The 26,277-nt window shown below is 68.5% G+C and carries 26 protein-coding genes; 14 read left to right on the forward strand and 12 right to left on the reverse strand.

The window, feature by feature from the left end:
• A complete protein-coding gene (locus ACYVIO_RS15470) occupies positions 1 to 1,416 on the reverse strand; it encodes an MFS transporter (protein WP_460651448.1) in 1,416 nt (471 codons plus the stop codon).
• A 118-nt stretch (positions 1,417 to 1,534) separates the two neighbouring features.
• Between ACYVIO_RS15470 and ACYVIO_RS15475 the strand changes: the two genes are divergently transcribed.
• A complete protein-coding gene (locus tag ACYVIO_RS15475; RefSeq protein WP_460652088.1) occupies positions 1,535 to 2,374 on the forward strand; it encodes a helix-turn-helix transcriptional regulator in 840 nt (279 codons plus the stop codon).
• Between the two features lie 31 nt (positions 2,375 to 2,405).
• Here ACYVIO_RS15475 and ACYVIO_RS15480 read toward each other — a convergent pair whose 3' ends face one another.
• From ACYVIO_RS15480 to ACYVIO_RS15490, 3 genes are all read right to left on the reverse strand, one after another.
• Positions 2,406 to 3,356, reverse strand: a complete 951-nt coding sequence (locus tag ACYVIO_RS15480) for a right-handed parallel beta-helix repeat-containing protein (RefSeq protein WP_460651449.1) — start codon at positions 3,354 to 3,356, stop codon at positions 2,406 to 2,408.
• Positions 3,357 to 3,440: 84 nt separating this feature from the next.
• The gene (locus tag ACYVIO_RS15485) at positions 3,441 to 4,868 is read right to left on the reverse strand and encodes a cellulase family glycosylhydrolase (protein WP_460651450.1); all 1,428 of its coding nucleotides are present in this window, start codon (positions 4,866 to 4,868) and stop codon (positions 3,441 to 3,443) included.
• Between the two features lie 161 nt (positions 4,869 to 5,029).
• Positions 5,030 to 5,938 carry a LysR family transcriptional regulator gene (locus ACYVIO_RS15490; RefSeq protein ID WP_460651451.1) on the reverse strand — a complete coding sequence of 303 codons (909 nt, stop codon included), beginning with the start codon at positions 5,936 to 5,938 and terminating at the stop codon, positions 5,030 to 5,032.
• Positions 5,939 to 6,011: 73 nt separating this feature from the next.
• On the opposite strand from ACYVIO_RS15490, the gene ACYVIO_RS15495 reads away from it, so the two are divergent.
• Positions 6,012 to 6,899: an EamA family transporter gene (locus ACYVIO_RS15495; RefSeq protein WP_460651452.1), complete on the forward strand. Its 888-nt coding sequence runs from the start codon at positions 6,012 to 6,014 to the stop codon at positions 6,897 to 6,899.
• Here ACYVIO_RS15495 and ACYVIO_RS15500 read toward each other — a convergent pair.
• The 3 genes from ACYVIO_RS15500 to ACYVIO_RS15510 are packed head-to-tail and all read right to left on the reverse strand — an operon-like array spanning position 6,880 to position 9,183.
• On the reverse strand, positions 6,880 to 7,443 hold the full coding sequence (locus ACYVIO_RS15500) for an NADAR family protein (protein WP_460651453.1): 564 nt from the start codon (positions 7,441 to 7,443) through the stop codon (positions 6,880 to 6,882). The two genes, ACYVIO_RS15495 and ACYVIO_RS15500, sit on opposite strands and share 20 nt — an antisense overlap.
• Before the next feature lies 1 nt (position 7,444).
• Positions 7,445 to 8,161 (reverse strand): TIGR03943 family putative permease subunit, encoded by a 717-nt coding sequence (locus ACYVIO_RS15505; protein ID WP_460651454.1) that lies wholly within the window; start codon positions 8,159 to 8,161, stop codon positions 7,445 to 7,447.
• The gene (locus ACYVIO_RS15510) at positions 8,146 to 9,183 is read right to left on the reverse strand and encodes a permease (protein ID WP_460651455.1); all 1,038 of its coding nucleotides are present in this window, start codon (positions 9,181 to 9,183) and stop codon (positions 8,146 to 8,148) included. The genes ACYVIO_RS15505 and ACYVIO_RS15510 overlap by 16 nt, the downstream gene beginning before the upstream one ends.
• Before the next feature lie 176 nt (positions 9,184 to 9,359).
• Here ACYVIO_RS15510 and ACYVIO_RS15515 point away from each other — a divergent pair, with 176 nt between their 5' ends.
• Positions 9,360 to 10,541, forward strand: coding sequence for a serpin family protein (locus ACYVIO_RS15515; protein WP_460651456.1), 1,182 nt, complete (start codon positions 9,360 to 9,362; stop codon positions 10,539 to 10,541).
• A gap of 1,711 nt (positions 10,542 to 12,252) precedes the next feature.
• Here the strand turns inward: ACYVIO_RS15515 and ACYVIO_RS15520 are convergent.
• The 5 genes from ACYVIO_RS15520 to ACYVIO_RS15540 all read right to left on the reverse strand — a co-directional run bounded on the left by ACYVIO_RS15520 (position 12,253) and on the right by ACYVIO_RS15540 (position 16,268).
• Positions 12,253 to 12,981 carry a hypothetical protein gene (locus ACYVIO_RS15520; protein ID WP_460651457.1) on the reverse strand — a complete coding sequence of 243 codons (729 nt, stop codon included), beginning with the start codon at positions 12,979 to 12,981 and terminating at the stop codon, positions 12,253 to 12,255.
• A gap of 132 nt (positions 12,982 to 13,113) precedes the next feature.
• The gene (locus ACYVIO_RS15525) at positions 13,114 to 13,773 is read right to left on the reverse strand and encodes an alpha/beta hydrolase (RefSeq protein WP_460651458.1); all 660 of its coding nucleotides are present in this window, start codon (positions 13,771 to 13,773) and stop codon (positions 13,114 to 13,116) included.
• Between the two features lie 257 nt (positions 13,774 to 14,030).
• Positions 14,031 to 15,245 carry a serine hydrolase domain-containing protein gene (locus ACYVIO_RS15530; protein WP_460651459.1) on the reverse strand — a complete coding sequence of 405 codons (1,215 nt, stop codon included), beginning with the start codon at positions 15,243 to 15,245 and terminating at the stop codon, positions 14,031 to 14,033.
• Between the two features lie 64 nt (positions 15,246 to 15,309).
• Entirely contained in the window at positions 15,310 to 15,855 is a 546-nt protein-coding gene (locus tag ACYVIO_RS15535) for a TetR/AcrR family transcriptional regulator (protein ID WP_460651460.1), read from the reverse strand.
• The gene (locus ACYVIO_RS15540) at positions 15,852 to 16,268 is read right to left on the reverse strand and encodes an SRPBCC family protein (RefSeq protein ID WP_460651461.1); all 417 of its coding nucleotides are present in this window, start codon (positions 16,266 to 16,268) and stop codon (positions 15,852 to 15,854) included. The genes ACYVIO_RS15535 and ACYVIO_RS15540 overlap by 4 nt, the downstream gene beginning before the upstream one ends.
• A gap of 136 nt (positions 16,269 to 16,404) precedes the next feature.
• On the opposite strand from ACYVIO_RS15540, the gene ACYVIO_RS15545 reads away from it, so the two are divergent.
• The 11 genes from ACYVIO_RS15545 (at position 16,405) to ACYVIO_RS15595 (ending at position 26,269) form a co-directional block, all read left to right on the forward strand.
• Positions 16,405 to 16,599: a hypothetical protein gene (locus tag ACYVIO_RS15545; RefSeq protein WP_184804307.1), complete on the forward strand. Its 195-nt coding sequence runs from the start codon at positions 16,405 to 16,407 to the stop codon at positions 16,597 to 16,599.
• 90 nt (positions 16,600 to 16,689) lie between these two features.
• Positions 16,690 to 17,367: a PhzF family phenazine biosynthesis protein gene (locus ACYVIO_RS15550; protein WP_460651462.1), complete on the forward strand. Its 678-nt coding sequence runs from the start codon at positions 16,690 to 16,692 to the stop codon at positions 17,365 to 17,367.
• A gap of 255 nt (positions 17,368 to 17,622) precedes the next feature.
• On the forward strand, positions 17,623 to 18,786 hold the full coding sequence (locus ACYVIO_RS15555; protein WP_460651463.1) for an ABC transporter substrate-binding protein: 1,164 nt from the start codon (positions 17,623 to 17,625) through the stop codon (positions 18,784 to 18,786).
• Positions 18,787 to 18,830: 44 nt separating this feature from the next.
• Positions 18,831 to 19,730 carry a carbohydrate ABC transporter permease gene (locus ACYVIO_RS15560; RefSeq protein WP_460651464.1) on the forward strand — a complete coding sequence of 300 codons (900 nt, stop codon included), beginning with the start codon at positions 18,831 to 18,833 and terminating at the stop codon, positions 19,728 to 19,730.
• Positions 19,727 to 20,578: a carbohydrate ABC transporter permease gene (locus ACYVIO_RS15565; RefSeq protein WP_460651465.1), complete on the forward strand. Its 852-nt coding sequence runs from the start codon at positions 19,727 to 19,729 to the stop codon at positions 20,576 to 20,578. Before ACYVIO_RS15560 ends, ACYVIO_RS15565 begins: the two co-directional genes overlap by 4 nt.
• A 9-nt stretch (positions 20,579 to 20,587) precedes the next feature.
• Positions 20,588 to 22,957, forward strand: a complete 2,370-nt coding sequence (locus tag ACYVIO_RS15570; RefSeq protein WP_460651466.1) for a glycoside hydrolase family 31 protein — start codon at positions 20,588 to 20,590, stop codon at positions 22,955 to 22,957.
• A gap of 13 nt (positions 22,958 to 22,970) precedes the next feature.
• The gene (locus ACYVIO_RS15575) at positions 22,971 to 23,414 is read left to right on the forward strand and encodes an SUKH-3 domain-containing protein (protein ID WP_460651467.1); all 444 of its coding nucleotides are present in this window, start codon (positions 22,971 to 22,973) and stop codon (positions 23,412 to 23,414) included.
• A 19-nt stretch (positions 23,415 to 23,433) separates the two neighbouring features.
• Entirely contained in the window at positions 23,434 to 23,874 is a 441-nt protein-coding gene (locus tag ACYVIO_RS15580) for an SUKH-3 domain-containing protein (RefSeq protein WP_460651468.1), read from the forward strand.
• A gap of 64 nt (positions 23,875 to 23,938) precedes the next feature.
• Complete coding sequence (locus ACYVIO_RS15585) at positions 23,939 to 24,757, forward strand: hypothetical protein (RefSeq protein ID WP_460651469.1); 819 nt, start codon at positions 23,939 to 23,941, stop codon at positions 24,755 to 24,757.
• A 258-nt stretch (positions 24,758 to 25,015) separates the two neighbouring features.
• Entirely contained in the window at positions 25,016 to 25,345 is a 330-nt protein-coding gene (locus tag ACYVIO_RS15590; protein ID WP_460651470.1) for a hypothetical protein, read from the forward strand.
• Between the two features lie 84 nt (positions 25,346 to 25,429).
• Positions 25,430 to 26,269: a nitrilase-related carbon-nitrogen hydrolase gene (locus tag ACYVIO_RS15595; RefSeq protein WP_460651471.1), complete on the forward strand. Its 840-nt coding sequence runs from the start codon at positions 25,430 to 25,432 to the stop codon at positions 26,267 to 26,269.
• The last annotated feature ends 8 nt before the right edge of the window (positions 26,270 to 26,277 follow it).

Raw genomic sequence — 26,277 nt, forward strand, 5'->3', positions numbered from 1 at the left:
CTAAGAGCGCAGCTGACGAGTCACCGGAGTCATCAGCAACGAGATCGCGGTGATGGCCAGTGCGACCGCCGCCAGCGCTCCGCCCTGGCCCCACGAAGTACCGGACAGTGAGAGGTATGCCGTACCGACTGTGGCTGCGCCGAGCGCCAGACAGGTCTGCTGGCTCGTCAGCAGGATCCCGCTGCCGAGTCCGGCCTGTGCAGGCGGCACCTGGCCGATTACGACTCCCATCAGCGGCACCATCACCAGTCCGCTGCCGAAGCCGGCAATCAGCATCGGTACGGCCAGCGTCCACGGAGTCACCTCCGGCCAGAGTGCCAGCGCGACAGCAGCCAGTACGGCGTACCCGACGGCCTGGATCAGCCAGCCGCGGACGATCAGGCCGGCGCCGTACCGGGCCTGCAGCCGCGGACCGTAGACCGAGGTGATCAGGAACCCGACCGCCATCGGCAGCAGGCTCAGACCGCCTTCCAGCGGGGACATTCCGGCCTCGCCCTGCGTTGCCAGGGCGAACACGAACATGAACCCACCGAACGTGGTGAAGAACGCCATCGCCAGCAGCAGCCCGAGCCGCATCGCCTTCAGGCGCAGGACAGTCGGCGGGATGAGCGGAGCCCGCTGGGCCTTCTCCGCCCGGTGCTGGTGCAGTCCAAGCAGCGCAAGAGCCGGTACGACGGCCGCCAGCGACAGCCACGTCCACAGCGGCCAGCCGAGCGGGCGTCCCTCGGTCAACGGCAGCAGCAGGAGTACCAGCGTCAGTGCGAGCAATGCAGCCCCCACCAGATCGACCCGGTGAGCCTTGTCAGCACGCGTCTCAGGCAGCAGCTTCACTGCGGCAACCACCGCGAAGAGACCCACCGGCACGTTCACGAGGAAGACAGCACGCCACCCGAGCCCGAACACGTCGGCCTCGACCAGTACGCCGCCGAGGATCTGCCCGAGCGCCGCGGCCGCTCCGCCGACGACACCGAACATGGCCAGCGCCCGCGCCCGGTGCTCGCCGGTGAGCAGGCTGCTGATCGACGCGAGCACCTGCGGAGTCATGGCTGCTGCAGTCGCGCCCTGGAGCACCCGGGCGGCCAGCAGGACACCGATCGTCGGGGCGATCGCGCAGAGCAGTGACGTCACGGTGAACCCGATCAGGCCCATCAGGAACAGCCGCTTCCGGCCGAAGCCGTCGCCGAGCCGGCCACCGACGACAAGCAGGGTCGCGTTGGCGATGCCGTAGCTGCCGACCACGAGCTGGAGCTCGCCGGGCGTGGCGTGCAGGTCGGTCCCGATCGCCGGGAGCGCGACGTTGATGATGAAGAAGGAGAGCATCGGCAGGAAGGCGCCGAAGAGCAGGGTGGTGAGCGCCACCGGCCCGAGGGGCGACTTGGCAGGCGCGCCGATGGGCGGAGCGGAGGTCTGTGTCATAAGACCAGCGTGCGCTCACCGCGATCCAGGTAGTGAGAGCCTGTTTATCCTATTACTGACACCACCCGGCACCAGCCTTTCGCAGGCCAGCGCACTGGACCACCATGGAGAGGTGAGCATGCTGCAGGCAACCCGGCCGGACGAGAGACGCCGCGCGCTGGCGGAGTTCCTGCGCAGCCGCCGCGAGCGGATCCAGCCCGAGGAGGTCGGCTTCCCACCGGGCGGCCGCCGTCGTACGCCGGGCCTGCGGCGCGAGGAGGTCGCGCAGCTCGCCGGGGTCGGCGTCACCTGGTACACCTGGCTCGAGCAGGGCCGCGACATCAACGTGTCCACCCAGGTGGTCGAGTCGATCTCCCGGACGCTGCGCCTGGATCGGCTCGAGCGCAATCACCTGTACACGCTGGCCGGGCTGCCGATCGGTCCGGTGACCGGCGACTGCGTCGGCCTGCCGCCGTCGGTGCAGAAGATGATCGACCGCGCTTCGCCGTACCCGGCCCTGGTCCTGAATGCCCGGTACGACGTGCTCGCGTTCAACGACGCGTACTGCAAGGTGATGCTCGACTTCACCCAGGTCCCGGAGGACCAGCGGAACATCCTCTGGCTGAGCTTCGTGTCGAAGGAGTGGCAGTGCTCCTTCGAGGACGCCCAGACGATGAAGCTGCACATGGTCGCCGGCTACCGCGCGGCCTCCGCCGACCATCTCGGGGAGCCGAGCTGGCAGGAGATGACGCAGCGGCTGCTGACCGAGTCGGCCGAGTTCGCCGACTTCTGGAACCGGTACGACGTCGCGGCGCCGAGCAACAAGGTCAAGGTGGTCAACAACCCGCGGGTCGGGCGGCTCGAGATCGAACCGGTCAACCTGTGGCTGAACCGGCTCGGCCGGACCCGGGCGACGGTCTACACCGCCGCCGACGAGGAGACCGAGACCAAGCTGCGGATCCTCGTCGACGGCGAGTGAGCCCGGAGGCATCCAAGGTGCCCCCGATGATTCAGCCGATCGGGATGCCCGGGTTGGCCAGGCCGTTCCCGCCGGTGACGGTGTTGCTGCGGTCGATCGTGACCTTGCAGCTGGAGGCGTTGTAGTTGGTGATGTTGAACGCGTACCGGCCGCTGCCGGTCGCGCCGGTCAGGTCGGACCGGTTGTTGCGGAACACCGTGCCGCAACCCCACCCGGACTGCTGGGTGTGGGTCTCGAACCCGTTGTTGGTGGTGTTCTTGCCGGTGTTGTTCTCGATCACGTAGTTGTTGCCCTTGACATCGATCCAGCTGTCGTCGTAGTTCGCGCCGGTCAGGCCGCGGCCGTCGAAGGAGTTGCCCGCGACGCGCCCGCCGGTCGTGCCTTCCTTCAGGTCGATCGCCTCGCCGCCGACGTCCGGGCCGATCGTGTTGTCGAGGATCTGGACGTTGTCGGACTTGTCCGACGTACCGCCGGCGCTGCCGACGTACACGCCTTCGCCCATGCCCCGGCCGTCGTTGCCGGTGTCGTAGATCCTGGAGTTGCGGATCGTGCCGTACGTGCTCGACTTGCGGAAGTGCACGCCTTCCATGTCCAGGCCGTGCACGGTGACGCCGTCGATCACCACCCGGGTGGCGGAGTCGATCATGATGCCCTTCTGGCCACCGGTCACGGTGATGCCCTTGACCTGCCAGTACGACGCGCCGTTCAGGTGCAGGCCGTAGCCGCCACCCGCGGTCAGGACCGCCTTGGCGCTGCCGGTGAGGCTGATCGGCGACGACGAGCTGCCGGAGACCGTGGTCTTGAAGTTGCCGGTGTAGGTGCCGTCGGCAAGCTTGATCGTGTCGCCCGGCTTGGCGCTGGTGAGCGCCGTCTTCAGCTGCGCCGCCGTACTGACGTCGATGGTCGCGGCGTACGCCGGACCGGCCACGAGTCCGGCAGCGAGGAGCGAAAGAGGCAGTGCCGTGCGGAGTACTCGTCCCATGAGTTGTCCTTTCGGAGGGGGCGGTGAGGACTCAGGGGAGACCCGGGCCGGTCCTGGGGGCGGAAGGACCGGCCCGGGCGCGAATCAGCTGGTCGGGAAGTCGTCGGCGGTGCGGATCCGGTCGCGGATCCAGACCCCGGCCGGCTTCAGGACCGACGTACCGGTGAAGTTGTTCCCCGAGCAGGTGCCTTCCTTGAAGACGGCGCCGGAGCGGAAGTCGTCGGAGAAGTTCCAGTTGGTCCAGCCGATCTTCTTGGCAGCCAGGAAGTCCAGGTACTTCTGCGAGTTGGTGAAGTCGTTGCCGCCGTCACCACTCGCGGTCTGGGTGCCGAACTCGGTGACGAACAGCGGGAGCTTGTCGGCGGCCCGGGACAGCGCGTTGAAGTACTCGGTCTTGTGGGACGCGGCGTAGAAGTGGAACGTGTACATGAAGTTCGTCGCGTTGATCGGGTTGTTGACGATGTCGGCCTCGGTGCGGCCGTCGGAGATCCCGAGCGAGGCCCAGCCGTGGGTGCCGACGAACACGACGCCGTCGGAGTCCTTGGCGCGGATCACCGGGATCATCTGCTCGGCGTACGACTTGATGCCGGCCCAGGAGACGTTGTTCGGCTCGTTGGCGATGTCGTAGATGATGTTGTTCTTGTCCTTGTGCCGGTCGGCGATCTCGGTGAAGAACGTCTTGGCCCGGGCCAGGTTGGCGTTCGGGTCACCCGGCGTCAGTTGGTGCCAGTCGACCAGCGCGTACATGCCGCGCCTGGTCGCCTCCTCGATGTAGCCGTGCACCATGTCGGTGAAGCGGCGCGGGTCGGTCTCGTAGCCGCCCTCTTGGATGTACATGGAGATCCGCAGGACATCAGCGTTCCAGTCGTTGGCCAAGGCATCCAACGAGGCGGTCTTGACGCACTGGCTGTACCACTGGAGGCCGTGCGTGCTCATGCCACGCAGCTGGATCGGCTTGCCGTACTGGTTGCACAGCTTGACGCCGCAGACGCGGAGCTGGCCGTTGATCGCGACCGGGGTCGCGGCGGCGGTGACCGTGTCGACGGTCAGCGAGTCGGCGTTCGGACCACCCTCGGCGACGACCGAGCTGGTCTTGATCTTGTTGGTCCCGGCAACGAGGTTCGCGTTGGCGGTGACGGTCTGGTACGTCGTCCAGGCACCGGTCCCGGGGAAGCCGAGGTCGTTGGAGACCAGGGTCCCGTTCACCGCGACGTCGAGCGGGCGGTTGGTGGCGGTGCCGTTGGCGTAGCGGAACTTCAGCGAGTACGGGCCGGCCGACGGCACGGTCACGGTGTACTCGAGCGAGCTGGTGGTGACGTTGTCGAAGTTGACGAATCCGGTGCCGGTGAAGCCGGCGTGGTTGGACTCGACGACGCCTTGGGAGATGGCGGCGGTCTCGGACTCGTAGCGGACGGGAGCGGCCGAGCTCGGGCTCGCGCTCGTGGTGACCAGGGCAGTGGCGGCCAGCGCGGTGCTGGCGGCCAGTGCGGACCAGCGGCGGGTACGCGTCATCGCGAATTGCCTCCTACTTCGCCGGGGGCGGTGGACGGAGTGGGGACTTGCATCGGAACCTAATAGGAAGGTTTCCTAACGGTTCCGGGGAACTTAGCGAGGATGCCGATCGCTGTCAATCGGTCGCTGATCGTTACCGCCAAGAGTTCCGCTGGGGGTGTTCAGGCGGTGCTGCGGTCCCGCCAGGCGGTCTTCAGAGCGCCCAGAGTGACGGCGACTGCGGGCCTGCGGGCGGTCGCCGTACGCCAGACGGCGTACAGGCGACGGCTCGGCGCGGGCTGCAGCGGGACCACCGTGACTCCTGGTGGCAGCGGCCCGCGGCCGAGGCGCGGGATCATGCCGATCCCGAGGCCGCGGTCGAGCATCGCGATCTGGGTCTGGTACTCGGCGACCGAGTAGACGATGTCGGGCTCGACGCCGGCCTTGCGCATCGTCCGGACCAGCCAGTCGTGGCAGATCGTCCCGGGCGGCTGACAGATCCAGCGCTCGCCGACCAGATCGGTCGCGCGGACGGATTCCTTGCCGGCCAGGCGATGCCCGACCGGGACGAGCACGTCGGCCGGATCCGTGCCCAGCTTGGTGCGGGACAGGTCCTCGGTCAGCGTGAGCGGAGTGTTGGCCCAGTCGTGCACGACCGCGATGTGGACCTCCCCGCGCTGGACTGCGGTGACAGCGTCGAACGGATCCATCTCGACGACCCGTACGTCGAGCGCAGGGTTGCTCTCGATCAGCCCTGGCAGCGCGACCGGGAGCAGGCCGCGGGCGGCGGTGGGGAACGCGGCGATGACGAGCTCGCCGATGGCTTGGCCGCGTTGCTCCTCGAGGCGGAGCTCGGCGTCCTCGACGAGCTCGAGCACCTTCGACGCGGTGGCCGCGAGCTCCTGGGCGGCGTCGGTGAGCACGATGCCGCGACCACGCTTCTCCAGCAGCGTCGTACGGGTCTCGCGCTCGAGCTTGCCGATCTGCTGGGAGACCGCGGACGGCGTGTAGCCGAGCGCGTCGGCCGCGCTGCCGACCGATCCGTACAGGGCAACGGCGTGCAGGGCGCGCAGGCGGCCGAGGTCGATCATGTAGCACTCCTACATCGTGCGTGGTAGCAATCTGTGCTGGTCCTTAACTGTAGCCCGCTCCATCCTTGGACGTATGAACCCTCGTCACGTGCTGCTCGCACTCGCCGTCGTCCTCGTCTGGGGGATCAACTTCGTTGTCATCGAAGTCGGGCTGGAGGAGTTCCCGCCGTTGCTGTTCTCGGCGTTGCGATTCCTCCTGGCGGCGGTGCCGGCGATCTTCATTCTCGGGCGGCCGCGAGTTGCTTGGCGGTACGTGATCGCGGTCGGGCTCGCACTGGGGGTGGCGAAGTTCGGGCTGCTGTTCGTGGCGATGGACCACGGCGTACCGGCCGGGCTGGCGTCGCTCGTGCTGCAGTCGCAGGTGATCTTCACTGTGCTGTTCGCCGTACTGGTACTGCGGGAGCGGCCGCGGCGGGCGCAGCTGTTCGGGATCGGTGTTGCCTGCTTGGGGCTGCTGCTGATCGTGCTGGACCGCGGGCTGGCGTCGCCGCTCGGTGCGCTGCTGCTGGTGATCGCGGCCGGGGCTTGCTGGGGTGTGTCGAACACGGTGACCCGGCACGCGAAGCCGCAGGACATGCTGCGCTTCATGGTGTGGGTGAGTGCGGTCGCCGTACTGCCGCTGACTGCGCTGTCGCTGCTGGTGGAGGGTCCTCGGACTGACCTGGATGCTCTGCGCAGCATCGACCTGGGTGGAGTGGCCGCGTTGCTCTACCTGGCGGCTGTCGCCACGCTCTTCGGCTTCGGGGCCTGGGGCTTCCTGCTGGGCCGGTACGACGCCAGTACGGTCGCGCCGTTCTCGCTGCTGGTGCCTGTGGTGGGGATGGGGGCGGCCTGGCTGCTCCGCGGCGAGGCAGTCGGCCTGCAGCAGGCTGTGGCCGCCGTACTGATCATGGGTGGGATGGCGTGCGCGGTGGTCCGGCCTCGTGTTTCTCGGCCGGTTGTCACTGCTCCGGTTGGCTGAGCTGGTCCCGGGCGCGCATCAGGGCGAAGCCGAGCAGGTTGAGACCGCGCCACTGCGCCGGGTGCTCGGCGCGGTCGTCGTCGGCGGCCAGACCGATGCCCCAGATGCGGTCGACCGGGCTGGCCTCGACCAGGACGCGGTCCTTGGTGCCGAGCAGGTAGTCGTGCAGGGCGTCGTTCTGCGCGAACTTGTGCACGTTGCCCTCGACAACCAGATCGAGCCGGCTGCGCTGCCAGGTCTCGGTGTCGAACCCGTTCACCTGGCGGCCGATCGCCTTCGCCTGCTGGGGATGGCCCGCGGCGATCACGGCCTGCTCGGCGTCGCGATCGCCGAAGAGACGGGCCTTGCCGGCCATCATCCAGTGCTCGGCCGTCCGGTAGCGCACCCCGTCCACGGTGAACGACGCGTGGAACCACTGGCTCAGGCAGCTCGCGTCGACCTGCCCGTCGCGGCGCGGGGTGTCGCCCCAAAAGAAGACGTACTTGTAGCGCTTCTTGCGGGACAGGCCGTCGAGCAGGTCAGCGGTGGACCGTGGCGTGGTCATCTCACTCGTACGGATTGGCCGGCGCGGTCACGCTCTTCACCTCGGACACGGTCAGCGCGGCGACATCGCCGTCGGCGCGCTTGGTCGGCTCGGCCCACTCGCCGGTGACGGTGACCCACTGGTTCTTCGGCGGGGCCGCCTGGCCGCGGGCCTCGACCATGAACGCCATACCGTCCGCGACGCAGCAGGTCAGGCCGATGCGGGACACGTACCAGTTGCCGTTCTTGCCGGGCGTGACGAAGCCGGTGAGCTGGAAGTCGCGACCCTTCATGCTCTCCTTCTCCCACACGGCCCAGACGGCGTAGTCCCTCACCGCCAACGGTACCGGTCCGACGTTCTGCGCGCTGTCGGCGAGCCACGAGTTGCCCTTCGGAGCGACCGGTTTGGCCGCCACCGGGGACTGGCGCTGGGCGGCGTCGGCGCCGAGCGCAGGCGGGTCGACGACGAGCAGCGCGAAGACCGGGATCAGCATCAGCCAGGCGGCGCGGGGGAGGCCGTGGTGGTTGTGGCCGTCGTCTTGTGGCTTGTTGTTGCGAGTGTCGGCGAGTACGTCGGCGACGGCGAGCAGGATCAGGATGACGCCGGCGGCGAGCAGCATCCAGCGCATGCCGGGTTTCACGTACCGCAGATAGGTGTTGGAGATCGCGAGCTGCACGATCGCCGCTCCGACGAAGACCACGACGAGACCTGCGACGTTGCGCTTCACAGCAACCACCATCCGACGAGGAGACTGGCCACGATCGCCACCACGAACGTGGCCGGCGCGAACCGTACGGCGAACTTCGGCCCGAACGTTCCGGCCTGCAAGGCGATCAGCTTCACGTCGACGATCGGCCCGACGACCATGAACGCGAGGCGCGCGGTCAGTGAAAACTGCGTCAGGCTGGCCGCGACGAACGCGTCCGCTTCCGAGCAGATCGCCAGTAGTACCGCCAGCAGACCCAGTACGACGACCGAGAGCAGCAGGTTGCTCGCGACGTGGTCGAGCCACTCGCGCGGGACCACGACGTTGAGCGTGGCCGCGGCGGCCGCACCGATCACCAGGAAGCCGCCGGCGTGCAGGAAGTCGTGCAGCATCGACGAGCGGAAGACCTCGAGCTTGGCGGTGCCTTCCGCGTGGCGGTTCTTGGGCATCTTGAGCCAGGAGCTGCCTTTGCCGGTCAGGAGCCAGAGCCAGCCGAGCGCCATGCTCACTGCTAGTGACGTGAGCGCTCTGGCGACGACGACCTTGGGTTGGCCTGGGAAAGCGACTGCGGTGGAAGCCAGTACGACGGGGTTGATCGCCGGGGCCGAGAGGAGGAACGCGATCGCTGCGGCGGGGGTGACGCCGCGGCTCATCAGGGCGGCCGAGACCGGGACCGAGGCGCACTCGCAGCCGGGGAGGATCACGCCGGACGCGCTGGCGACCGGGACGGCGAGGGCGGGGTGCTTCGGGAGGGCCTTGGCGAAGAAGGATGCCGGGACGAAGGCGGTCAGGGCTGCGGAGAGGAGCACGCCTAGTACGAGGAACGGCAGGGCCTGGACGGTGACGCCGACGAACATCGTGGCCCAGGTGCGGACGCCGTCGTCGGTGAACAGGCCCGCGAAGAGTTTGCGGCCGAACAGGGCGAGGCCGACCAGGACGACGAGGGTGATCGTGAAGGCGATCGAGGAGCCGGCGGGCTCCTTGTGCTGATGGTTCTCATCGGGTGGTTGGGACGGCGCCAGCTCGGGGTTTTCCGTCACTTCGGGCGTGCTCATGGGCGGCATCCTGACACAGCACCCTGCGCCGGATCGACTACCGTCCGTGCTCGCAAATGAAAATCACCGTCGTTCCGCTGGAAACTGGTGGGTGGGCCGCTGGTGCATGAAAAGTGCTGGGAGAGTGCGTGCTCGGTTCCTGTTGAGGCCTTCTTCGCCGTGGCAGGGTGGAACGCATGGATGCCAACGTCGTGACCGCGGTCAACAGCCTCACCTCACGCTGGGCGCGCAGCCTAGCCCCGGGGAACACCGTGATCTCCGGGCTGGGCCTGTGGCCCTTGCTCGCCCTGCTGTCCACGGCCGCCGACGAACCAGGCCGCACCGAGCTGGCCGAAGCCGCCGGCGTCGACCCAGCGACAGCCGCCGCGCAAGCGGTGGAGCTCATCGGTGCCCTCGACGAGGCGTCGGACCTGCACGCCGCCCTCGGCCTCTGGGTGCACCAGCAGCTCAAGCTGAGCGAGTCCTTCGACAGCGTCCTGCCCACCGACCTGACCGGCACGCTCGTCGGCGATCCCTCGGTCGACAAGGCCAACCTCGACGCCTGGGCCGCCGAACACACCGACGGGCTGATCCGCGAGATGCCGCTGGAGTTCACACCCGATCTGGCGCTCGTCCTCGCCTCGGCGCTGTCCCTGCACACCACCTGGGTCCGCCCGTTCCGCGAGCAGATCAAACGCATCCACGAGGGCGACTGGTCCGGCGCCTGGCACTGGCTGGACCGCACCGATTCCGACCTGGATGCCGTACGAGTCCACGACGACCCGACCGCCGGCGCTCTGACCGTAATCACCGTCGCAGGTGACGCCGATGTAGACGTCGTCCTAGGCATCGCATCCCCCAACACTCCTCAAGCCGACGTCCTGACCGCCCTCCTCACCGCCATCGCCAACCCCGCCGAGGGACGCCCCGGCACCACCCTCATCAACCAAGCCGAGCCCGGCCAGCAACTAGCCCCCGCCCTGACCCTCTCCCAAACCACCGCAGCCGCCCCCGACCTGACGCTCGCCCTACCCTCGTTCTCCGTCTCAGCCGAGCACGACCTGCTGGCGCTCCGATCCCTCTTCGGCCTCAACACAGTCAGCACCGACCCTGGTCCCCAGGGCCACTTCTCCGCCATCAGCCCCGACCCCTTGGCCGTCGGCCAAGCAAACCAGTCCGTCCTAGCCCGCTTCCACGCCACCGGCTTCGAAGCCGCCGCAATCACCGCCATCGGCATGACCAGAACAGCCGCCCTGATGCCGGCCTCCCCCCGCCTGGCCGTAGCCCTCACCCACCCCTTCGCCTTCACCGCCATCCACCGCCCCACAGGCCTCCCGGTGGTCACCGGCTGGATCCAATCCCCCACCGAGCCGGAGTAGTAGGCGACCCCTCCGAGGCGCCAACCCCACGCCACGCAAACACCGCACCCTCCCGCTGGACCCTCATCCGGCCGGGCGGCATCCGGCTGCCTCCATTCCCCAGCCCGTGCCCCGGATCCCGGCCCTGCCCCCGGATCCCGGGCCTGGCTCGGCACCGGCTCGGCCCCGGGCTCTCCGGATCCCGGTGCCCATGCCCGCCCCAGCCCCAGCCCCTGCCCCTGCCCCGGCCCCGGATCCAGCCCAGCCCGTGCCCAGGATCCCGGCCCAGCCCGTGCCCCGGATCCCGGCCCATCCCGTGCTCCGGATCCCGGGCCCGGCATCCTGCCCCCGGATCCCGGATCCCGGGCCCGGCTCGGCCTCCGGATCCCGGGCCCGGCTCGGCCTCCGGATCCCGGGCCCGGCTCGGCCGCGGGCTCACCGGATCCCGGTGCCCAGGTCTGCCTCTGCCCTCCGCCCCCGACCTCGGACCCGGCTCCGGACCTCGGCTCCGGACCGCGGACCAAGCTCCGGACCTTGGACCCGGCCTCGGCCGCCGGCTCCCGTCCCGCCGGGGACTGTTCCGGCCGGCCCCGGGTTCGACCGCGCCGAACGCCGGCAACAGCAAGCAGCACAGCCTTTGTTGCCTGGTCCTCCACCGCGCGCCGCCACTGCAGCGACCAGCGCCGTAGCCGCAGGACCGTCGTGCAACCACGACCAGGGGCCGCGAGGCCCCAGGCCGCGAGGCCCCAGGCCCCAGGCCCCAGGCCCCAGGCCCCTGACCCCGGCCCCCAGGCCCCCCGACCTCTGACCCTCTGACCCCGGCCCCGGGCCCCCGGGCCCCCGGCCCCCGGTGCCCGGCAGCCGGGACTGTCCTGGCCGGCCCCGGGATCGACGGAGCCCGGGGCATGGCCACAACGCGTTGGGATGCCGTCGTACGAGCTGCTTGGCGCCCACCTCCGAGCCGGCCCGACAGGGCTCGGTGGTGAGGTCGTGCGCGGCGTCACCGCCGGAGGTCGTCGCACCGTCTGTCCGTCGCCAGTGCCCAGCTGACCCCACTGGCCGCGCGCAACATGTCACCGGCATCGGGCAGGTCTTGGCGTACTCCTCGGCCGCCTCTACGATCGCGACGGTGAGGCCGGCGACCAACGGGCCCGCCGTACCGGTGCCTTCCTTGGACAGGCTGTAGAGCGTGCCGGCGCTGCGGACGAAGTCGTGCGGGCTGAACTGCGAGCGGTTGTCGGCCGGGCCGTTCGGGTTGACCCACTTGGCGACCTGGCGGTTCAGCAGGAACTGCACGTTCGGCTGGGCGGTGCCGAAGACACTGGCCCGCTGCTTGGAGCGACTGAACGATGGAGGCCCGGACAGCCAGCTGCCCGGCGGTGCGACAGCGGGTACGCCTCCAGCAGCGTTGACGCGATCGCCAGCAGCACTTGATGGGATGAGCGAGATCAGCTACGCCGTTCCGGTGACCCGGTTGGCGGGCTTTCGGTGGTGGGCGGGGAGGTCCTGGACGCTGCGAGGTGAACGTCGCGAGCGCAGCGGATGCCGCCGTGGGGCGTGGAAGATCCCGCATTTGTCGCATCGGCTGTCTGCCGCGTTGACGCCGCCGCCTGTCGAGCGGCCTCTTTCGGGCGAGGACAAAGAGCGCCCGCACCCTCGGGGTGCGGGCGCTCATCAGGTCATTGGTACGCCGATGGCCGAGCTCACCGCGTCGGTGCGGCGGTGGTTCGGGCTATCTGGGCAAGTACGGGTAGAACGTGGTGGTGCCCGGGCGGTAGACGCCGATCTCGTGACCGTCGTACGGGTGGTACTCGCTGAAGTTGCCCGCGATCGGAACGTCGCTGGTGTTGCCGAACGCGATGGCGGGGTAGCCGCCGATTCGGTGGAAGGTGCTGGTGCCGGACCGGTAGACGCCGACCTCGTCGGCGCCGCCGCCGTTCCAGTCGCCGACGATGGGCCGGTCGCCCCGGTTGCCGAAGGGGAGCGGGCTGTAGTTGCTGCCCGGGACGTGCCGGTAGAAGGTGCTGGTGCTCGGCCGGTAGACCCCGATCTCGTCGCCGCCGCTGCCGTTCCAGTTGCCGACGATCGGGACGTCGCCGGAGTTGCCGAAGACGATCGGCGGCAGGTAGCGGGTGTAGAACGTGCGCGTCGCCGGCCGGTACACCCCGATCTCGTCACCGCCGTAGCCGTCCCAGTCGCCGATGATCGGGAGGTCGCCGGCGTTGCCGTACCGGATGTCCGGGTAGCCGGGGCGGTAGAAGGTGCTCGTGTTCGGTCGGTAGACGCCGATCTCGTCGGCGCCGTCGCCGTCCCAGTCGCCGACGATCGGAACGTCGCCGGGATTGCCGTACTGCGTGGCGTCGTACAGCCCAGCGTGCGCGGGCCCGATCGCACAGATGCTGACCGCGCCGAGGGCGGCGACGGAGACGACGATTCTGCGGAAGTGCTGGAGCAAACCCATGGTTCCCTTCTCCGAAGGTCGAGGCGGGGTCGCGTCCCCGCCGTCACCACCACAGAGCGGTATCCGCCCCGAGAAGGTTGCATCGCATGCTGCTGGGCGTCGTCGCGACGACCTGCTGCTTGGCGGCTGCGGTCAGTGGCTGAAGGCCCACTTGACCATCAGCGGGAATTCCTCGGCCCAGAAGGGATCGCCGTGGTCGCCGACTCGTTCCGTGATCACGACGTCGGCGCCGGCGTCGCGCAAGGCGTCGGCCCAGCGGGTCGCGTTCTCTTGGAACCAGGGCTCCAAGGTGCCGGCGACCAGGTAGATACGCGGCAGCGGACTCGGCAGCTCGGTCGGCGGCTGGTAACCGCCGCCCGGCGAGGCGGAGAAGACCACGCCGTAGATGTCCGGGTGCCGAATCCCCATTGCCAGGGAGAGTTCTCCACTCGCGGACACCCCGCACACCGCGGTGCGCTCGGCCGGCAATGCGACTCCGAATCGCGACCGCACCCACTGGCCGACGTCCTCGACGAAGAACTTCTCGTGCGCCGCGAACCGTTCCTCGTCGAACGACGGGGAGTACTCCTTGATCCGCTCCATCTCGTCCGAGGCATCCGTTCGATGGGCGCCAACGATCATCGTGGGCGGTCCGTCGGCGGCCTCGAGTTGCCCGCCCCACTGGGAGATCAGCTGCCCGTCCCCAGCGAAGACGATCGCCTCGACTGGTTCCGGTGGCACGTACACGGTGACCTGCCGCCCGCCGTCGTACTCGAAGCTCTCGGTGACAAGCTCTCCGGCCAGGTCGTCCATGTCTCGCACCTCGGTTTGCGGTCGCGATGGTCGAGGACCCTCGCAGATCCTCGCGAGACCCGCAGCCTAACGCGCCGCCCGGCCAGGCCCCGGGCCGATCGCGTCAGCTGGTCACGTGCGCGGACTGATCGCGTCAGCAGCTCGAACCGGTGGGCTCGGTCAGCCGGGGCTGGTCACGTGCTCGGACCGATCTCGTCAGCAGCTCGAACCGGCGGGCTCGGTCAGCCGGGGGTGGTCACGTGCCCGGACCGATCGCGTCAGGTGCTGAGAGCTGCGTCGAGCGGGTCTGTCAGGGCAGCGATTGTGGCGGGGGACGGCGGCAGGTGCTGGGTCATGAGGACTGCGGAGATGCCGTGCTCGGGGTAGGAGTACCAGAGCGTGCCGAGTCCTCCGCCCCAGCCGTAGCGGGCTGGGGTTCCTGGCCCGGCAGCGCGGACCTGTACGCCGTAGCCCCAGCCTTCGCCGTCGAGGAAGATCTGGGCAGAGGGCCCCGAACGCTGCTCAGGTGTCAGCCGGTCGACAGCCATGACGTCCGCCAACCGCTCACCGGCCGCGACTCCGCGGGCAGCTCGCCACCCGGGTAGGGCGTCGCCTCGACTCGCTCCGGCCGTGTGCTCGTCCGCTTCGCTGACCCGGCTTCCGGTGGACAAGCTGGTGGCGAAGGTGAGGTAGTCGGCGGCCGTGGAGACCAGGCCGCCGCCCGCGTGGGGAAAGGCCGGCGGGACGAGCCAGTCGCTGTCGGGTACGTCGTCGAAGACGGTCGTTCCGTCGGTGAAGCACGGGATCAGCCGGTCGCGGGCATGCGGGGGCACAGTGAATCCGGTGTCGTTCATGCCGAGCGGAGTGAAGATGCGGTCGCCGAACAGCGTCGGCAGGTCGGTATCGGCCGCGCGAGCGAGGAGGACACCGAGTACGGCGTACGAGAACTCGTAGCGCCAGTGCCGGCCGGGCTGCTCCATCAACGGCAGTTCGGCGAACCGACGTACCCACTCGTCCGGCGAGTGCGGGATCGCGGACGGCATCGGCGGTCCCAATCCGAGCCCCGCCGCGAACGCCTTCTCCGCGACCGGGCAGCTGTCGACCTCGAAGGCGAAGCCGAACCCGAGCTTCATCAGCAACAAATCTTCGACAGTCGGCGCCTTCTCGGCGGGAACGGTGTCGTCGAGCGGGCCGTCGAGCTGCCGGAGCACTCGCTGCCCAGCGAGCTCAGGTAGCCAACGCTCGACGGGATCGTCGAGCCCGAGCACCCCGTCGTCGGCGAGCTGCAGCGTCAGGGCGGCAGTCAACGGCTTCGTCATCGAGCTGATCCGGAACACGGCGTCCGGCCGCAGCGCATCACCATGAGGACGACCCAGACCGGCAGCATGAATCCACTGCCGCTCGCCGTCGGCGACACCCAGCACCGCCCCTGGAACCTCACCGGTCAGAACCAGCTTCTCGACAGAATCCACCACGGACGGAAAGAGCGTCATCGCAGCACAGTAGCGCCGGACGACCTGGCCGGGCGGTGACGCTCGATGGTCGGAAAGACGGCGGTCACCGGAGTTCCGGCGGAGTGAAGAGGCGGTTGAGGAGGGCGGAGGCCTCGTCGACGCCGGTGCGGTCGCCGGTGAGCAACAGGTCGAAGAGCAGGCCGCGGGAGGCGGCCAGGCCGAGGCGGGCGTACGCCGGTGCTTGGGCTTCGGGAATTCCGGCCTTCACGCAGAGCCGTACCAGCGGCGGGAGCCAGACGTTGATCAGGTCGGCCTTCAGGGCCTCGGTGTGGGGGAGGTCCTGCATCGCGTGGGCGGAGAGCTCGAAGAACAACGGCTCGTAGATCAGCGCTGCCTCGGTGACGCGGCGCCAGAACTGCTCGGCTTGCTGCTCCAGCGGGAGATCCTCGAGCTCCGCCAGCAGGTCGCGCTGCTGCTGCTCGACCGTGCGGACGACCTCGGCCAGCAGGCCCTCGCGCGAACCGAAGTGGTAGATCAGCATTCGGTGACTCGTACCGATCGACGCCGCGATCGCTCGCAGGCTGGCGTCGCCGATCCCGTTCTTCGCGAAGTGCTCAACGGCCTCGGTCAGCAGGGACTCCCGGCTCACGCCTCGCTGACTCTCTTCAGGTTCTCGGTTTCGAGCTGGATGTAGCTCCTGGTCAGCTTGGCGTAGAGGCGGCCGAACAGCCAGCCGAGCGGGCCCTCCTGGATGATCGTCGCCGTCGCGACCGTGCCTTCCGGCGTACTGACGACACGGTGGCCGCCGGTGGTCTTGATGCCGGGGGCTCGGGAGACCCACTCGAAGTACTCGCCGTCCTTCAGTTCGGTCACCTCCCAGACGGCGACCGGGAGCTTGGGCTGGCGGATCCGGGTGCGGGCGCCGACGCGCAGGGCGCCCTCGTCGAGCCGCTCGACGGAGTCGACGGTCGGGGTCCAGTCGGGCCAGTGGGTGACGTCGCTGAAGACCGCCCAGACGCGTTCGGCGGGGGCGTTGACGGTGGTGGAGTGATCGAAGCGCATGTACCAAATGGTACATGCGCGGTCCGTGGCCGTCGATCAGCCGAGCGTCGACGCTGCGTGTACGGACGGTAAGAGTCGGGTCAGATCGGCGATTGCGGTGTGCTGACGATCCGGCGCCGCCGGTAAGGTCGAGGCCATGGCCGACCAGAACACGAACCACGCCACCGAGAACGAGCAGGACCCGGGCGCGAGCACCCAGATGTTCCGCGCCTTCGTCAGCGAGGGCGAGGTCCAGCCCGCCGAAGAGCCGAAGATGAACGGCCGCATGCTGGCCGTCGTCGGGGCCGTCGTGGTCCTGATCGCCGTCGTCGCCGCGATCCTCGTCCTCTGACCGAGGACTTCCCCGTACGGCGAAGTGCCGCGCCCCGACGCAGGGCGGCGAGCGCGCGATGCCTTCGGTGCGAGACCGTGAGCTGAACCGATGACCACCGTGGACGTTCACGTCGTACGGGTTTTTGTGGACCCCTCGGGTGCCTTCGGCAATCTGCTGGGGATCGTTGACGGGGCGCTGGTTCCGGTGGAGGAGCGGCAGCGGACGGCTGCTCGGCTCGGGTACAGCGAGACCGTCTTCGTCGATGATCCAGCGACCGGACTGATCCAGATCTTCAGCCCGACCGGCGAGATGCCGTTCGCCGGGCATCCGACCGTCGGCGTTGCCTGGTGGTTGCACGCCCAGGGCCAACACGTCGACGTACTGCGGGTGCCGGCCGGCGAGGTCCCCGTCATCCGCAGCAACGGCATCACCGCCGTAAGGGCGAACTCCTCCTGGGGCAGCACCTTCGACTGGCGCCAGCTCGGCACCGCCACCGAGGTCCTCGCCGCCAGTCCCGCGTCGTACTCAGCAGGTCACACCTACCTCTGGGCCTGGGAAGACGAACCCCAAGGCCGCATCCGCGCGAGAGTCTTCGCTCCCGCCATGGGCGTCGCCGAAGACGAGGCCACCGGCTCGGCCGCCACCCAACTCACCGCACGCCTGGGCCGCTCACTCCACATCACCCAAGGCGCCGGCTCCCAACTCCTCACCACCAACCTCTCCGGCGGCTGGACCACAGTAGGCGGCCGAGTCCTCCCAGCCCCGAGCCGCACGATCACCTCCTGAGCTGAAGAACGCCGTACTCGAACCCCGGTAGCGCCTCCGAATGTCGAGACACTCGGGGGTTTGTCTTGACCTGGTTTTCCATCGTTGTAAACTTCAGGCGCCAATGCATCTTGACTCTGGGGAGATGGGCACGTGGGTTCTGACGTCCGGCAGGCTGCGACACTCGGACGGCGGTCGTTTCTCCTGCGTGTTGGGGGGATTGCGGCTGCGAGTGCGCTCGGCGTCTCGTGTTCCGCGGGCCCGCCGGGGCGTACCTTGCGGTTCTTCGAGCAGAAGCAGGAAGTGATCGCCTACTTCGACAAGCTGCTGCGGGCCTTCGAGGCGGAACACGCGGGTGTGACCGTCGTGCACGACACGACCTCGTCGATCGCCCCGCAGTTCGTGCGGAACGAGCCGGCCGACGTCGGGTGCTTCAACGACAATCTCGAGCTCGCGCGCTACATCAAGCGGGGGCAGTTGAGCGATCTGTCGCACCTGCCGTCGGCGCAGCGGGTTCGGACCGACATCGGTGGGCTGACCGACCAGTACGCGACGTACCCGGGCCGTACGGCGGTGCTGCCGTACTCGCTCGCCGCGGCCGGTGTGATCTACAACCGGAAGATCTTCGCGGACCACAAGTTGCCGGTGCCAACGACCTGGAGCGAGTTCGTTGCCGTGTGCACCGAGCTGAAGCGGGCCGGCGTCGTACCGGTCTACGCGACCGGCCGGACGACCTGGACCATCTGGCAAGGGCTCTTCGACTACTCGGTCGGCAGCCTGGTCGACACCGCGGACTTCTTCGCGAAGATGAATGCGATCGGCCCCGACGTCGGGCCCGACTCCGAGGTGTCGTTCCAGAAGACGTTCGCCGTGGCGATGGAGCGGGCGAAGACGATCTCGACCTTCTTCAACCCCGACCACGCCGTCCGCTCGTACGAGGACGGGAACCTTGCCTTCGGCAAGGGGCAGGCGGCCATGTACCTGCAGGGCCCGTGGGCGATCGGCCAGATCGCGCTGGTCGATCCCAAGCTCGATCTCGGGACCTTCGCGCTCCCGGTCAGCGAGGACCCGAAGGACCGCAAGGCCCGGGTGAACGTCGACCTCGGCCTCTACATCCCGCAGCGTTCGGCGGACGTCAAGGCGGCCGGCGACCTCGTCGAATTCCTGATGCGGCCGGAGATCATCAACGCCTACAACCAGGACAACCTCGCGTACGCGACCACGAAGGACGCCCCGCCTCAGCGCGATCAGCGACTCGCGGGCCTGCAGACGTACGTCGACCGCGGGGCGTTCTACCAGGGCGCGGGCACCTTCATCCCGGCCTCGGTCCCGCTCGGCAACTACTTGCAGTCGGCGATCAGCAGCGGCAACTTCGACGGGCTGCTCAAGGACCTCGACGCCGACTGGCGCCGCCTGGCCCGGCGGGGAGCGACCACGTGACCGCGCCGACCGCCCAGACCGCAGTCGATCCGAAAGGCAGAACGATGACGACCGAGGCGCACCCCGCCGTCGGGAAGCGGCGCCCGCGCCGGGTCGAGCCGATCTACTACCTGTTCCTCGTCCCGACGCTCGTGCTGTTCACCGCGTTCGTCGTCGGGCCGGCGCTGGTCGGCATCTTCTACAGCTTCACCGACTACATCGGCGTCGGCGACTGGTCGTTCCTCGGCCTGCGCAACTACCAGGCGCTGTTCGACGACCCCGCGATCCTCGAGTCGTACACCTTCACGATCGGCTTCGCCGCGGTCACCGTTGTCATCGCCCAGGTGATCGCACTCGGCCTGGCGGTCGGCCTGTCGAGCAAGATCCGGGCTGCCACCACGCTCCGCAGCGTGTTCGTGCTGCCGATGGTCCTGTCCGGCATCGTCGTCGCGTACGTGTTCAGCTTCCTGTTCTCGAACACGCTTCCGGCCCTGGCTACGTCGGCCGGGTTCGCGCCGCTCGAGCAGAGCATCCTCGGCGACCCGGACCTCGCCTGGTTGTCGATCGTCATCGTCTCCGCCTGGCAGACCATCCCCGGCGCGATGCTGGTCTACATCGGCGGCCTGACAGCGATCCCGGGCGACCTGTACGAGGCCAGCGCGATCGACGGCGCCGGCGCGTGGCGCCAGTTCCGGTCGATCACCGTCCCGCTGATCAGCGGATTCATCGTGATCAACACGATCCTCGGCGTGAAGGGCTACCTCGGTGCGTACGACGTGATCGTCGGCCTCACCGGCGGCGGCCCCGGTACGGCGACCCGCAGCGTCGCGATCACGATCTTCGGTGGCTTCACCGGCGGCGACTACGCCTACCAGATGACGAACGCCACCATCTTCTTCATCCTGACCGTGCTCATCTCGGCGGTCCAGCTGGTCGCCACGCGAGGAAGGATGGTCCGCCTGTGACGACCTTGCAGACCGCACCGCGCCGGCGCCGTCGTACGAACTGGCCCGTCACCATCGTGCTCGCGCTGGCGTCGCTGACCGTGCTCGCGCCGCTGTACGTGACGCTGTCGATGGCGTTCAAGACCAGCGGCCAGTCGGTCGACGGCAACGCGTTCGCGCTGCCGAAACCGTTCAACCCGGAGAGCTTCGCCGAGGCGTGGAGGCTCACGAAGTTCCCGGTCGCGTTCGGTGTCTCGATCGCGGTGGCGGCGATCACGGTCGTGCTCACGTTGCTGCTCAGCTCGCTGGCGGCGTACGCGATCTCCAAGAACTGGTCGCGCCGGTTCTTCCGCTGGTCGTTCATCTATTTGCTCGCGGCAATGTTCCTGCCGTTCCCGGTGGTGGCGCTGCCGCAGATCAAGCTGACCGCGCTGACCGGGCTCGACAACCCGGTCGGTGTCGGCATCCTGCACGCGATGTTCCAGCTGTCGTTCAGCGTGCTGCTCTACACGGCGTACCTGCGCACGGTCCCGCCCGAGCTCGAGGAGAGCGCGCGGATGGACGGTGCCTCCACGTGGCAGATCTTCCGGCGGATCGTGCTGCCGCTGCTCGGCCCGATGAACGCCACGGTCGGCATCTTCGCGTTCCTCGCCTCCTGGAACGACTTCATGCTGCCGTCGCTGATCACCGCGAACCCGAAGCTGCAGACGCTGCCGGTGGTCCAGAACATCTTCCAGAGCGACTTCGGCACCGACTACAACGTTGCCTTCGCCTCCTACCTGATGACGATGGCACCGACGATCATCGTGTACCTGTTCGCCCAGCGCTGGGTGATCAGCGGCGTCACCCAGGGCGCCGTCAAGAGCTAGAGGAGAACCGTGACCGACCTTCCCGTTGTCAGGCCGTTGCCCGAGGCATCGCCGAGAGCGCAGACCGACCGCGTGGTGACCGGCGACCACTGGCGGGTCACCGTGCTCGACGCCGGGCTGTTCCGGATCGAGTGGTCCGACGACGGCGCGTTCGAGGACCGGGTCTCGACGTTCGCCGTACGGCGTGATCTCGCGCCCGTCGACTTCACCGTCGAGCGCAACGAGCGGGGGGTCGTCATCACCACCGAGCGGGCGCGGTTGCGGTACGACGGCGAGCAGTTCTCGACCCACGGGCTGCTCGTCGAGTGCCTTGGACGCGACAGCGGACGCTGGCGCTACGGCGAACCGGCCAGGGATCTCGGCGGTACGACGCGGACGCTGGACGACGTCGACGGCCGCGCCGAGCTCGGACCGGGAGTCGTGGCGGCGGGCGGCGTCGCCGTACTGGACGACTCGGTGTCGTTCCTGTTCGAGGACGACGGGTGGATCGGCACTCGCGAGCCGGGTCGGCGTGATCTGTACGTGTTCGCCTACGGGCGGGACTATCCGGCCGCGATCGACGCGTTCTACGCGGTCTCGGGTGCGCCGACGCGGCTGCCGCGGTGGGCTCTCGGCAACTGGTGGAGCCGGTATCACCCGTACACGTCCGACTCCTATCTCGGCCTGATGGACCGGTTCCGGGACGAGGAGCTTCCGTTCTCGGTCGCGGTGATCGACATGGACTGGCATCGCGTCGATTCCGTGCCGCCGGAGTACGGCAACGGCTGGACGGGGTACTCGTGGGAGCGCTCGCTGTTCCCGGATCCGCCGGCTTTCTTGAAAGCGTTGCATGACCGCGGGTTGCGGACCACGCTCAACCTGCATCCGGCGGACGGCGTACGGGCTTTCGAGGACGCTTATCCGGAGGTCGCGCGGGCGGTCGGGGTGGATCCGGAGACCGGCGCGGCGATTCCGTTCGATCCGACGGACCCGGAGTTTCTGCGGGCGTACTTCGCGCAACTGCATCACCCGCTCGAGGCCGACGGCGTCGACTTCTGGTGGATCGACTGGCAGCAGGGTTCCAGCTCGAACGCGGTCGGGGTCGACCCGTTGTGGCTGCTGAACCACTTCCACCACCTCGACGCAGCGCGCGACGGGGGGCCGGGGATGACCTTCTCGCGGTACGCCGGTCCTGGCAGTCACCGGTACGCCGTGGGGTTCTCGGGTGACGCGGTCGTGTCGTGGGCGTCGCTGGCGTTCCAGCCGGAATTCACGGCGACGGCCGCCAACATCGGGTACTGCTGGTGGAGCCACGACATCGGCGGCCACACCCGCGGCGTCCGCGACGACGAACTGGCGACGCGCTGGGTGCAGTTCGGGGTGTTCTCGCCGATCTCGCGGCTGCACTCCGCGAACAACCCGTTCATCCGCAAGGAGCCTTGGGCGTTCCCCGCCGAGCACCGCGACGCGATGGGGGAGGCGCTGCGGTTCCGGCACCGGCTGGTGCCGTACTTGCACACGATGAACCACCGGGCGGCCTCTGGTACGCCGCTGGTGCGGCCGATGTACCACCTGGAGCCGCGGCGTTCTGAGGCGTACGGCGTACCGAATCAGTACTCGTTCGGGTCCGAGTTGATCGTCGCGCCGATCACCGAGCCGCGCAGCCCCTCGTCCCTGCGCGGGCGCGTGCGCGCGTGGTTGCCCGCCGGGGTGTGGACCGACATCTTCACCGGCACGGTCTACCGCGGCGACCGCGCCGTCGAGCTGCACCGTTCGACGTCGTCCATCCCGGTCCTGCTGCGCGAGGGCGGCATCCTGCCGCTCGCCAACGACCTCGACGCGACCCGGAACCCGGCGTCCTTCGAGGTGCTGGTCGCGCCGTCGGCTGCGGGGGAGTTCGTCCTCGCGGAAGACGACGAGGACGACCGGGCCGTCGGCCCCGACGGGGGACCTGCAGCCCGTACGCCGCTCCGCTGGGATCCGTCGACCGGCGATTTCCAGATCGACGCTGTCACCGGCCGCCCCGAGGTCGTCCCCGCCGTACGCGAGTGGACCATCACCTTCCTCGCCAAGCTCCCCACCGGCCCCGTCACCGTCAACGGCACCCCTGTCGACGTGACCGGCACCCACGGCCGCTGGAGCGTCACCTTCAGTGCCCGCTCCGCCGAGCAGGCCGTCGTACACGTCGAAGGCGACCTGCCAGTCGGAAGAGACCAGTCCGAAGCCATCCAGGAGCTCCTCGAACAAGCCCAATCCGGCAACCCCGAAAAGCTCGAAGCCTGGGAGATCATCACCACCAACCGCCCCACCGCCGAACGAATCGCCGAACTCACCGCGGTCGACCTCCCCGAAGCCGTCCACTCAGCCCTGATCGAACTCCTGGGCGCCGTCGACAGCTGACAGACTGCTCCACATGACGGCGGCCCCCGACTACAACCAGCTGGGCGCCGCCGCCTTGGCGTCGGCGGGATGGGCCCCGGAGCGGGCAGTCGACACCGACGCTTACCTCGGTGCGCTGACTGAGGACGGATACCGCCCCTGGCCTGCGCTGGAGTCACTGCTGGCCTCGGCCGGCGGGCTGGTGATTCCGACGGCCGAGGGAGAGCGCCTGGTGATCGACCCGAGCGAGGGCCTGGACATGGTGACGTTCGAGCGGGTGGAGGAGTACGCGCGGGAGTTCGGCACCGAGCTTGCACCGATCGGCCTGGCCATGAGCGACCATCTGACCGTGTACTTCGGCCGGAACGGCCACTTCTACGGCTCCTACGATCGCTACACCTGCTGGATCGGCGCAGCTCTCGAGGATGCCGTCGGACGCCTGGTCACCGGCGACGTGGAAACGCTGAGCACAGGGTGAGGGCAAGGTCGTGGGCGAAGTGAGTGATCATCGCCGAGCCGGCGCGCAGTTGCTGACTGCGAGCGGCTGGGAGCCTGCCCGGATGGCCGACATCGCGGCTGCTGTCAGTGCGCTTACCGCTGATGGGTACGCCGTATGGCCGGGGCTCGAACGGTTTCTGGAGTCGTTCGGTGGGCTGGAGTTCGTCGTTCGGGCAACCGACGGAGACCTGTTCTGGGTGGATCCGGTTGAAGCGCTCCGGATGGTCTATCCGGAGCGGGTGGCGCAGTACTCGGTCGAGTTCGGCACGTACGTTGCGCCGATCGGAGCGGCGTTGGCTGACCACCTTGTCGTGTACCTCGGGCAGGACGGGGCCTTCTATGGCTCGTACGACAAGTACACGTGTCGCGTCGGGGTCGACGTCGAGGAAGCATTGGGGCGGCTGGTGGCCCGTGAGTTGGTGACGATTACGGCGGCCTGACACGAAGGTCGTCGAACGGTGAGGCTGGGTGGGCGGTGCTGGGCGCAGCGCGAGGAGGCTGTTGATGCGTGAAGCGGGGTCCCTGTTTGCGGCGGTCGATGTCAAGGCGTCGGACGCCGCGGCAGTAGGCAGGATGGTGAAGAGCTGGCTGGAGGGCGTGATCCAGGTCGCGGTCGAGGTCCTGGGGATTCAGGTCACCGACGGGATGATCACGACAGGGCGGACCGACGGGTCGGGGTTCACGTCTCGACGGTACGACGAGAAGAGGTGGATCGACGCGCTCGCCCTGTTGCCGGGTGGCGAGTGGGACGTTTCGCTCAGTGGCAAGGGCCCGGCAGGCCGGAGGTTCGAGGCGTCCTCCTACCGAGCACTGGGCGGGCTGGAAGACTACTCACAGCTGGACGCCTTCTTTCTGCCTGGCCGGGGCGACCAGGCAGCGGATGCACTCGCGGCCGGCGTCTGCGAGCTCGCCCAGCTAGCCGCCGGACACTCGGAGGTGCCGTTCGCGTACGTCGGGCTCGACGGGAATCCGGGGATTCTGACGGCGCTGGATGTCGCCACGCGTGGTGCGTTGGCGTCGCGGAGGGAGAGCGCGGAGTGGCTGCGGGGGTACGGGTGGGTGACGGTCTGCTCTCCGCCGCTTCTGGAGAAGCTTGGTGGCGCGGCGGCGCTCGAGGCGACTGGCGCCTTCGCGGACATCGAGGTGCTCCCGGGAGGGAACGTCCTGCTGAAGGCAACACGGGACCCGCGCGAGTTCGACGAGAGGGCGCTCGAAGCCGTCTGGCGCGCTCTGGCGCCGGCGCTGCCGCGGGGACTGCCGAGGAAGCCGGCGGGATACGAGGACGTGGAGGTTGTCGAGCGAGACGCGGCCGACGTGGGGTGATGGGCGGATCCGGTGGAAGCGAGCCGCCTCGGAGTCGGCATCGAGGAAGCTCTGGGGCGTCTGGTCGCTCTTGAGCTCGAGACCATCACTGACGCATGATCGTCAGCCCCGGTGGAAGGATGTGCCGCCGAAGGAGGGTGAGTTGACGCAGATCGAGCAGGTTGTGGCTGCGGTGGCTTCGAAGTACGGGCGGCGTCGGGCTCGGGGGTGCTCGGCGGCTGAGGTCGAGGAAGTGCGGCGGCGCAAGGGGTGCCGGGGTTGCCGGCGGAGTACGAGTACTTCTTACGGAAGATCGGGCGGGGAGCAGGGGACTTCCTTGTCGGTTCGGACGTCTTCTACCCGGTGGTGCTGGAGCTGAAGGGCCGGGCTGAGGAGCTGCTGGCCGAGTGGGACGAGCGCGAGGTGGTGCTCGGAGAGCGCTCGCTGGTGGTGAACATGCATCAGGGGTATCAGTTCGTGTGGTTCGACGACGTGCGGGAGCCAGGAGTCTCGATGTATATGGAGGGGTCTTCTGGCGTGTACAGGTCGTGGCCTGACTTCGCGGACTTCTTGATCGGGATGGCTGACCTGAGGGGGCAGCTGGGTTGACCCGGGCGGCGCGTTGGACGCGATTCGTTGACTCCGGGTAGTGATCGGGCGGAGCATGGGTGCTCGGCTAGCGGGAGGTTCGCGATGGCGGAGATCGTGCGGGCGGCGTTGGTGCAGGCCAACTGGACCGGGGACCAGGAGTCGATGGTCAAGGCGCATGAGGGGTATGCGCGGGAGGCGGCCGCCCAAGGGGCGAAGGTGATCTGTTTTCAGGAGCTGTTCTACGGGCCTTATTTTTGTCAGGTTCAGGATCCTGAGTTCTACGAGTACGCCGAGAGCGTGCCGGGGCCGACCACCGAGAGGTTCCAGGCGCTCGCTGCTGAGCTGGGCATGGTGATGGTGCTTCCCATGTACGAGCAGGAGCAGGCGGGGGTGCTGTACAACACGGCTGCTGTGATCGATGCTGACGGCAAGTATCTGGGGAAGTACCGGAAGACTCACATTCCGCAGGTGAAGGGGTTCTGGGAGAAGTTCTACTTCCGGCCGGGGAACCTCGGGTACCCGGTGTTTGATACCGCGGTAGGGCGGATCGGGGTTTACATCTGCTACGACCGGCACTTCCCGGAGGGATGGCGGGCGCTGGGGCTGGCGGGGGCGAAGATCGTGTTCAATCCGTCGGCGACGTCACGCGGGCTGTCGTCGTACTTGTGGAAGCTGGAGCAGCCGGCGTCCGCGGTGGCCAATGAGTACTTCATCGGGGCGATCAACCGGGTCGGCGTCGAGGAGTACGGGGACAACGACTTCTACGGGACGTCGTACTTCGTCGATCCCGAGGGCAAGTTCGTCGGTGAGGTCGGGGACGACCAGAACGCCGAGTTGATCGTCAGGGATCTCGATCTGAGTCTGCTCGACACCGTCAGGGATCGCTGGCAGTTCTACCGCGATCGCCGGCCGGACGCCTACGGAGACCTGACCAAGCCGTAACGAAGGAG

Source organism: Kribbella endophytica, assembly GCF_054781295.1.

What these genes read in the sequence shown, in the direction of transcription:
- ACYVIO_RS15470 (WP_460651448.1), bottom strand. Translation starts at nt 1,416, where the DNA reads ATGACACAGACCTCCGCTCCGCCCATCGGCGCGCCTGCCAAGTCGCCC.
- ACYVIO_RS15475 (WP_460652088.1), top strand. Translation starts at nt 1,535, where the DNA reads ATGCTGCAGGCAACCCGGCCGGACGAGAGACGCCGCGCGCTGGCGGAG.
- ACYVIO_RS15480 (WP_460651449.1), bottom strand. Translation starts at nt 3,356, where the DNA reads ATGGGACGAGTACTCCGCACGGCACTGCCTCTTTCGCTCCTCGCTGCC.
- ACYVIO_RS15485 (WP_460651450.1), bottom strand. Translation starts at nt 4,868, where the DNA reads ATGACGCGTACCCGCCGCTGGTCCGCACTGGCCGCCAGCACCGCGCTG.
- ACYVIO_RS15490 (WP_460651451.1), bottom strand. Translation starts at nt 5,938, where the DNA reads ATGATCGACCTCGGCCGCCTGCGCGCCCTGCACGCCGTTGCCCTGTAC.
- ACYVIO_RS15495 (WP_460651452.1), top strand. Translation starts at nt 6,012, where the DNA reads ATGAACCCTCGTCACGTGCTGCTCGCACTCGCCGTCGTCCTCGTCTGG.
- ACYVIO_RS15500 (WP_460651453.1), bottom strand. Translation starts at nt 7,443, where the DNA reads ATGACCACGCCACGGTCCACCGCTGACCTGCTCGACGGCCTGTCCCGC.
- ACYVIO_RS15505 (WP_460651454.1), bottom strand. Translation starts at nt 8,161, where the DNA reads ATGGTGGTTGCTGTGAAGCGCAACGTCGCAGGTCTCGTCGTGGTCTTC.
- ACYVIO_RS15510 (WP_460651455.1), bottom strand. Translation starts at nt 9,183, where the DNA reads ATGAGCACGCCCGAAGTGACGGAAAACCCCGAGCTGGCGCCGTCCCAA.
- ACYVIO_RS15515 (WP_460651456.1), top strand. Translation starts at nt 9,360, where the DNA reads ATGGATGCCAACGTCGTGACCGCGGTCAACAGCCTCACCTCACGCTGG.
- ACYVIO_RS15520 (WP_460651457.1), bottom strand. Translation starts at nt 12,981, where the DNA reads ATGGGTTTGCTCCAGCACTTCCGCAGAATCGTCGTCTCCGTCGCCGCC.
- ACYVIO_RS15525 (WP_460651458.1), bottom strand. Translation starts at nt 13,773, where the DNA reads ATGGACGACCTGGCCGGAGAGCTTGTCACCGAGAGCTTCGAGTACGAC.
- ACYVIO_RS15530 (WP_460651459.1), bottom strand. Translation starts at nt 15,245, where the DNA reads ATGACGCTCTTTCCGTCCGTGGTGGATTCTGTCGAGAAGCTGGTTCTG.
- ACYVIO_RS15540 (WP_460651461.1), bottom strand. Translation starts at nt 16,268, where the DNA reads ATGCGCTTCGATCACTCCACCACCGTCAACGCCCCCGCCGAACGCGTC.
- ACYVIO_RS15545 (WP_184804307.1), top strand. Translation starts at nt 16,405, where the DNA reads ATGGCCGACCAGAACACGAACCACGCCACCGAGAACGAGCAGGACCCG.
- ACYVIO_RS15550 (WP_460651462.1), top strand. Translation starts at nt 16,690, where the DNA reads ATGACCACCGTGGACGTTCACGTCGTACGGGTTTTTGTGGACCCCTCG.
- ACYVIO_RS15560 (WP_460651464.1), top strand. Translation starts at nt 18,831, where the DNA reads ATGACGACCGAGGCGCACCCCGCCGTCGGGAAGCGGCGCCCGCGCCGG.
- ACYVIO_RS15575 (WP_460651467.1), top strand. Translation starts at nt 22,971, where the DNA reads ATGACGGCGGCCCCCGACTACAACCAGCTGGGCGCCGCCGCCTTGGCG.
- ACYVIO_RS15585 (WP_460651469.1), top strand. Translation starts at nt 23,939, where the DNA reads ATGCGTGAAGCGGGGTCCCTGTTTGCGGCGGTCGATGTCAAGGCGTCG.
- ACYVIO_RS15595 (WP_460651471.1), top strand. Translation starts at nt 25,430, where the DNA reads ATGGCGGAGATCGTGCGGGCGGCGTTGGTGCAGGCCAACTGGACCGGG.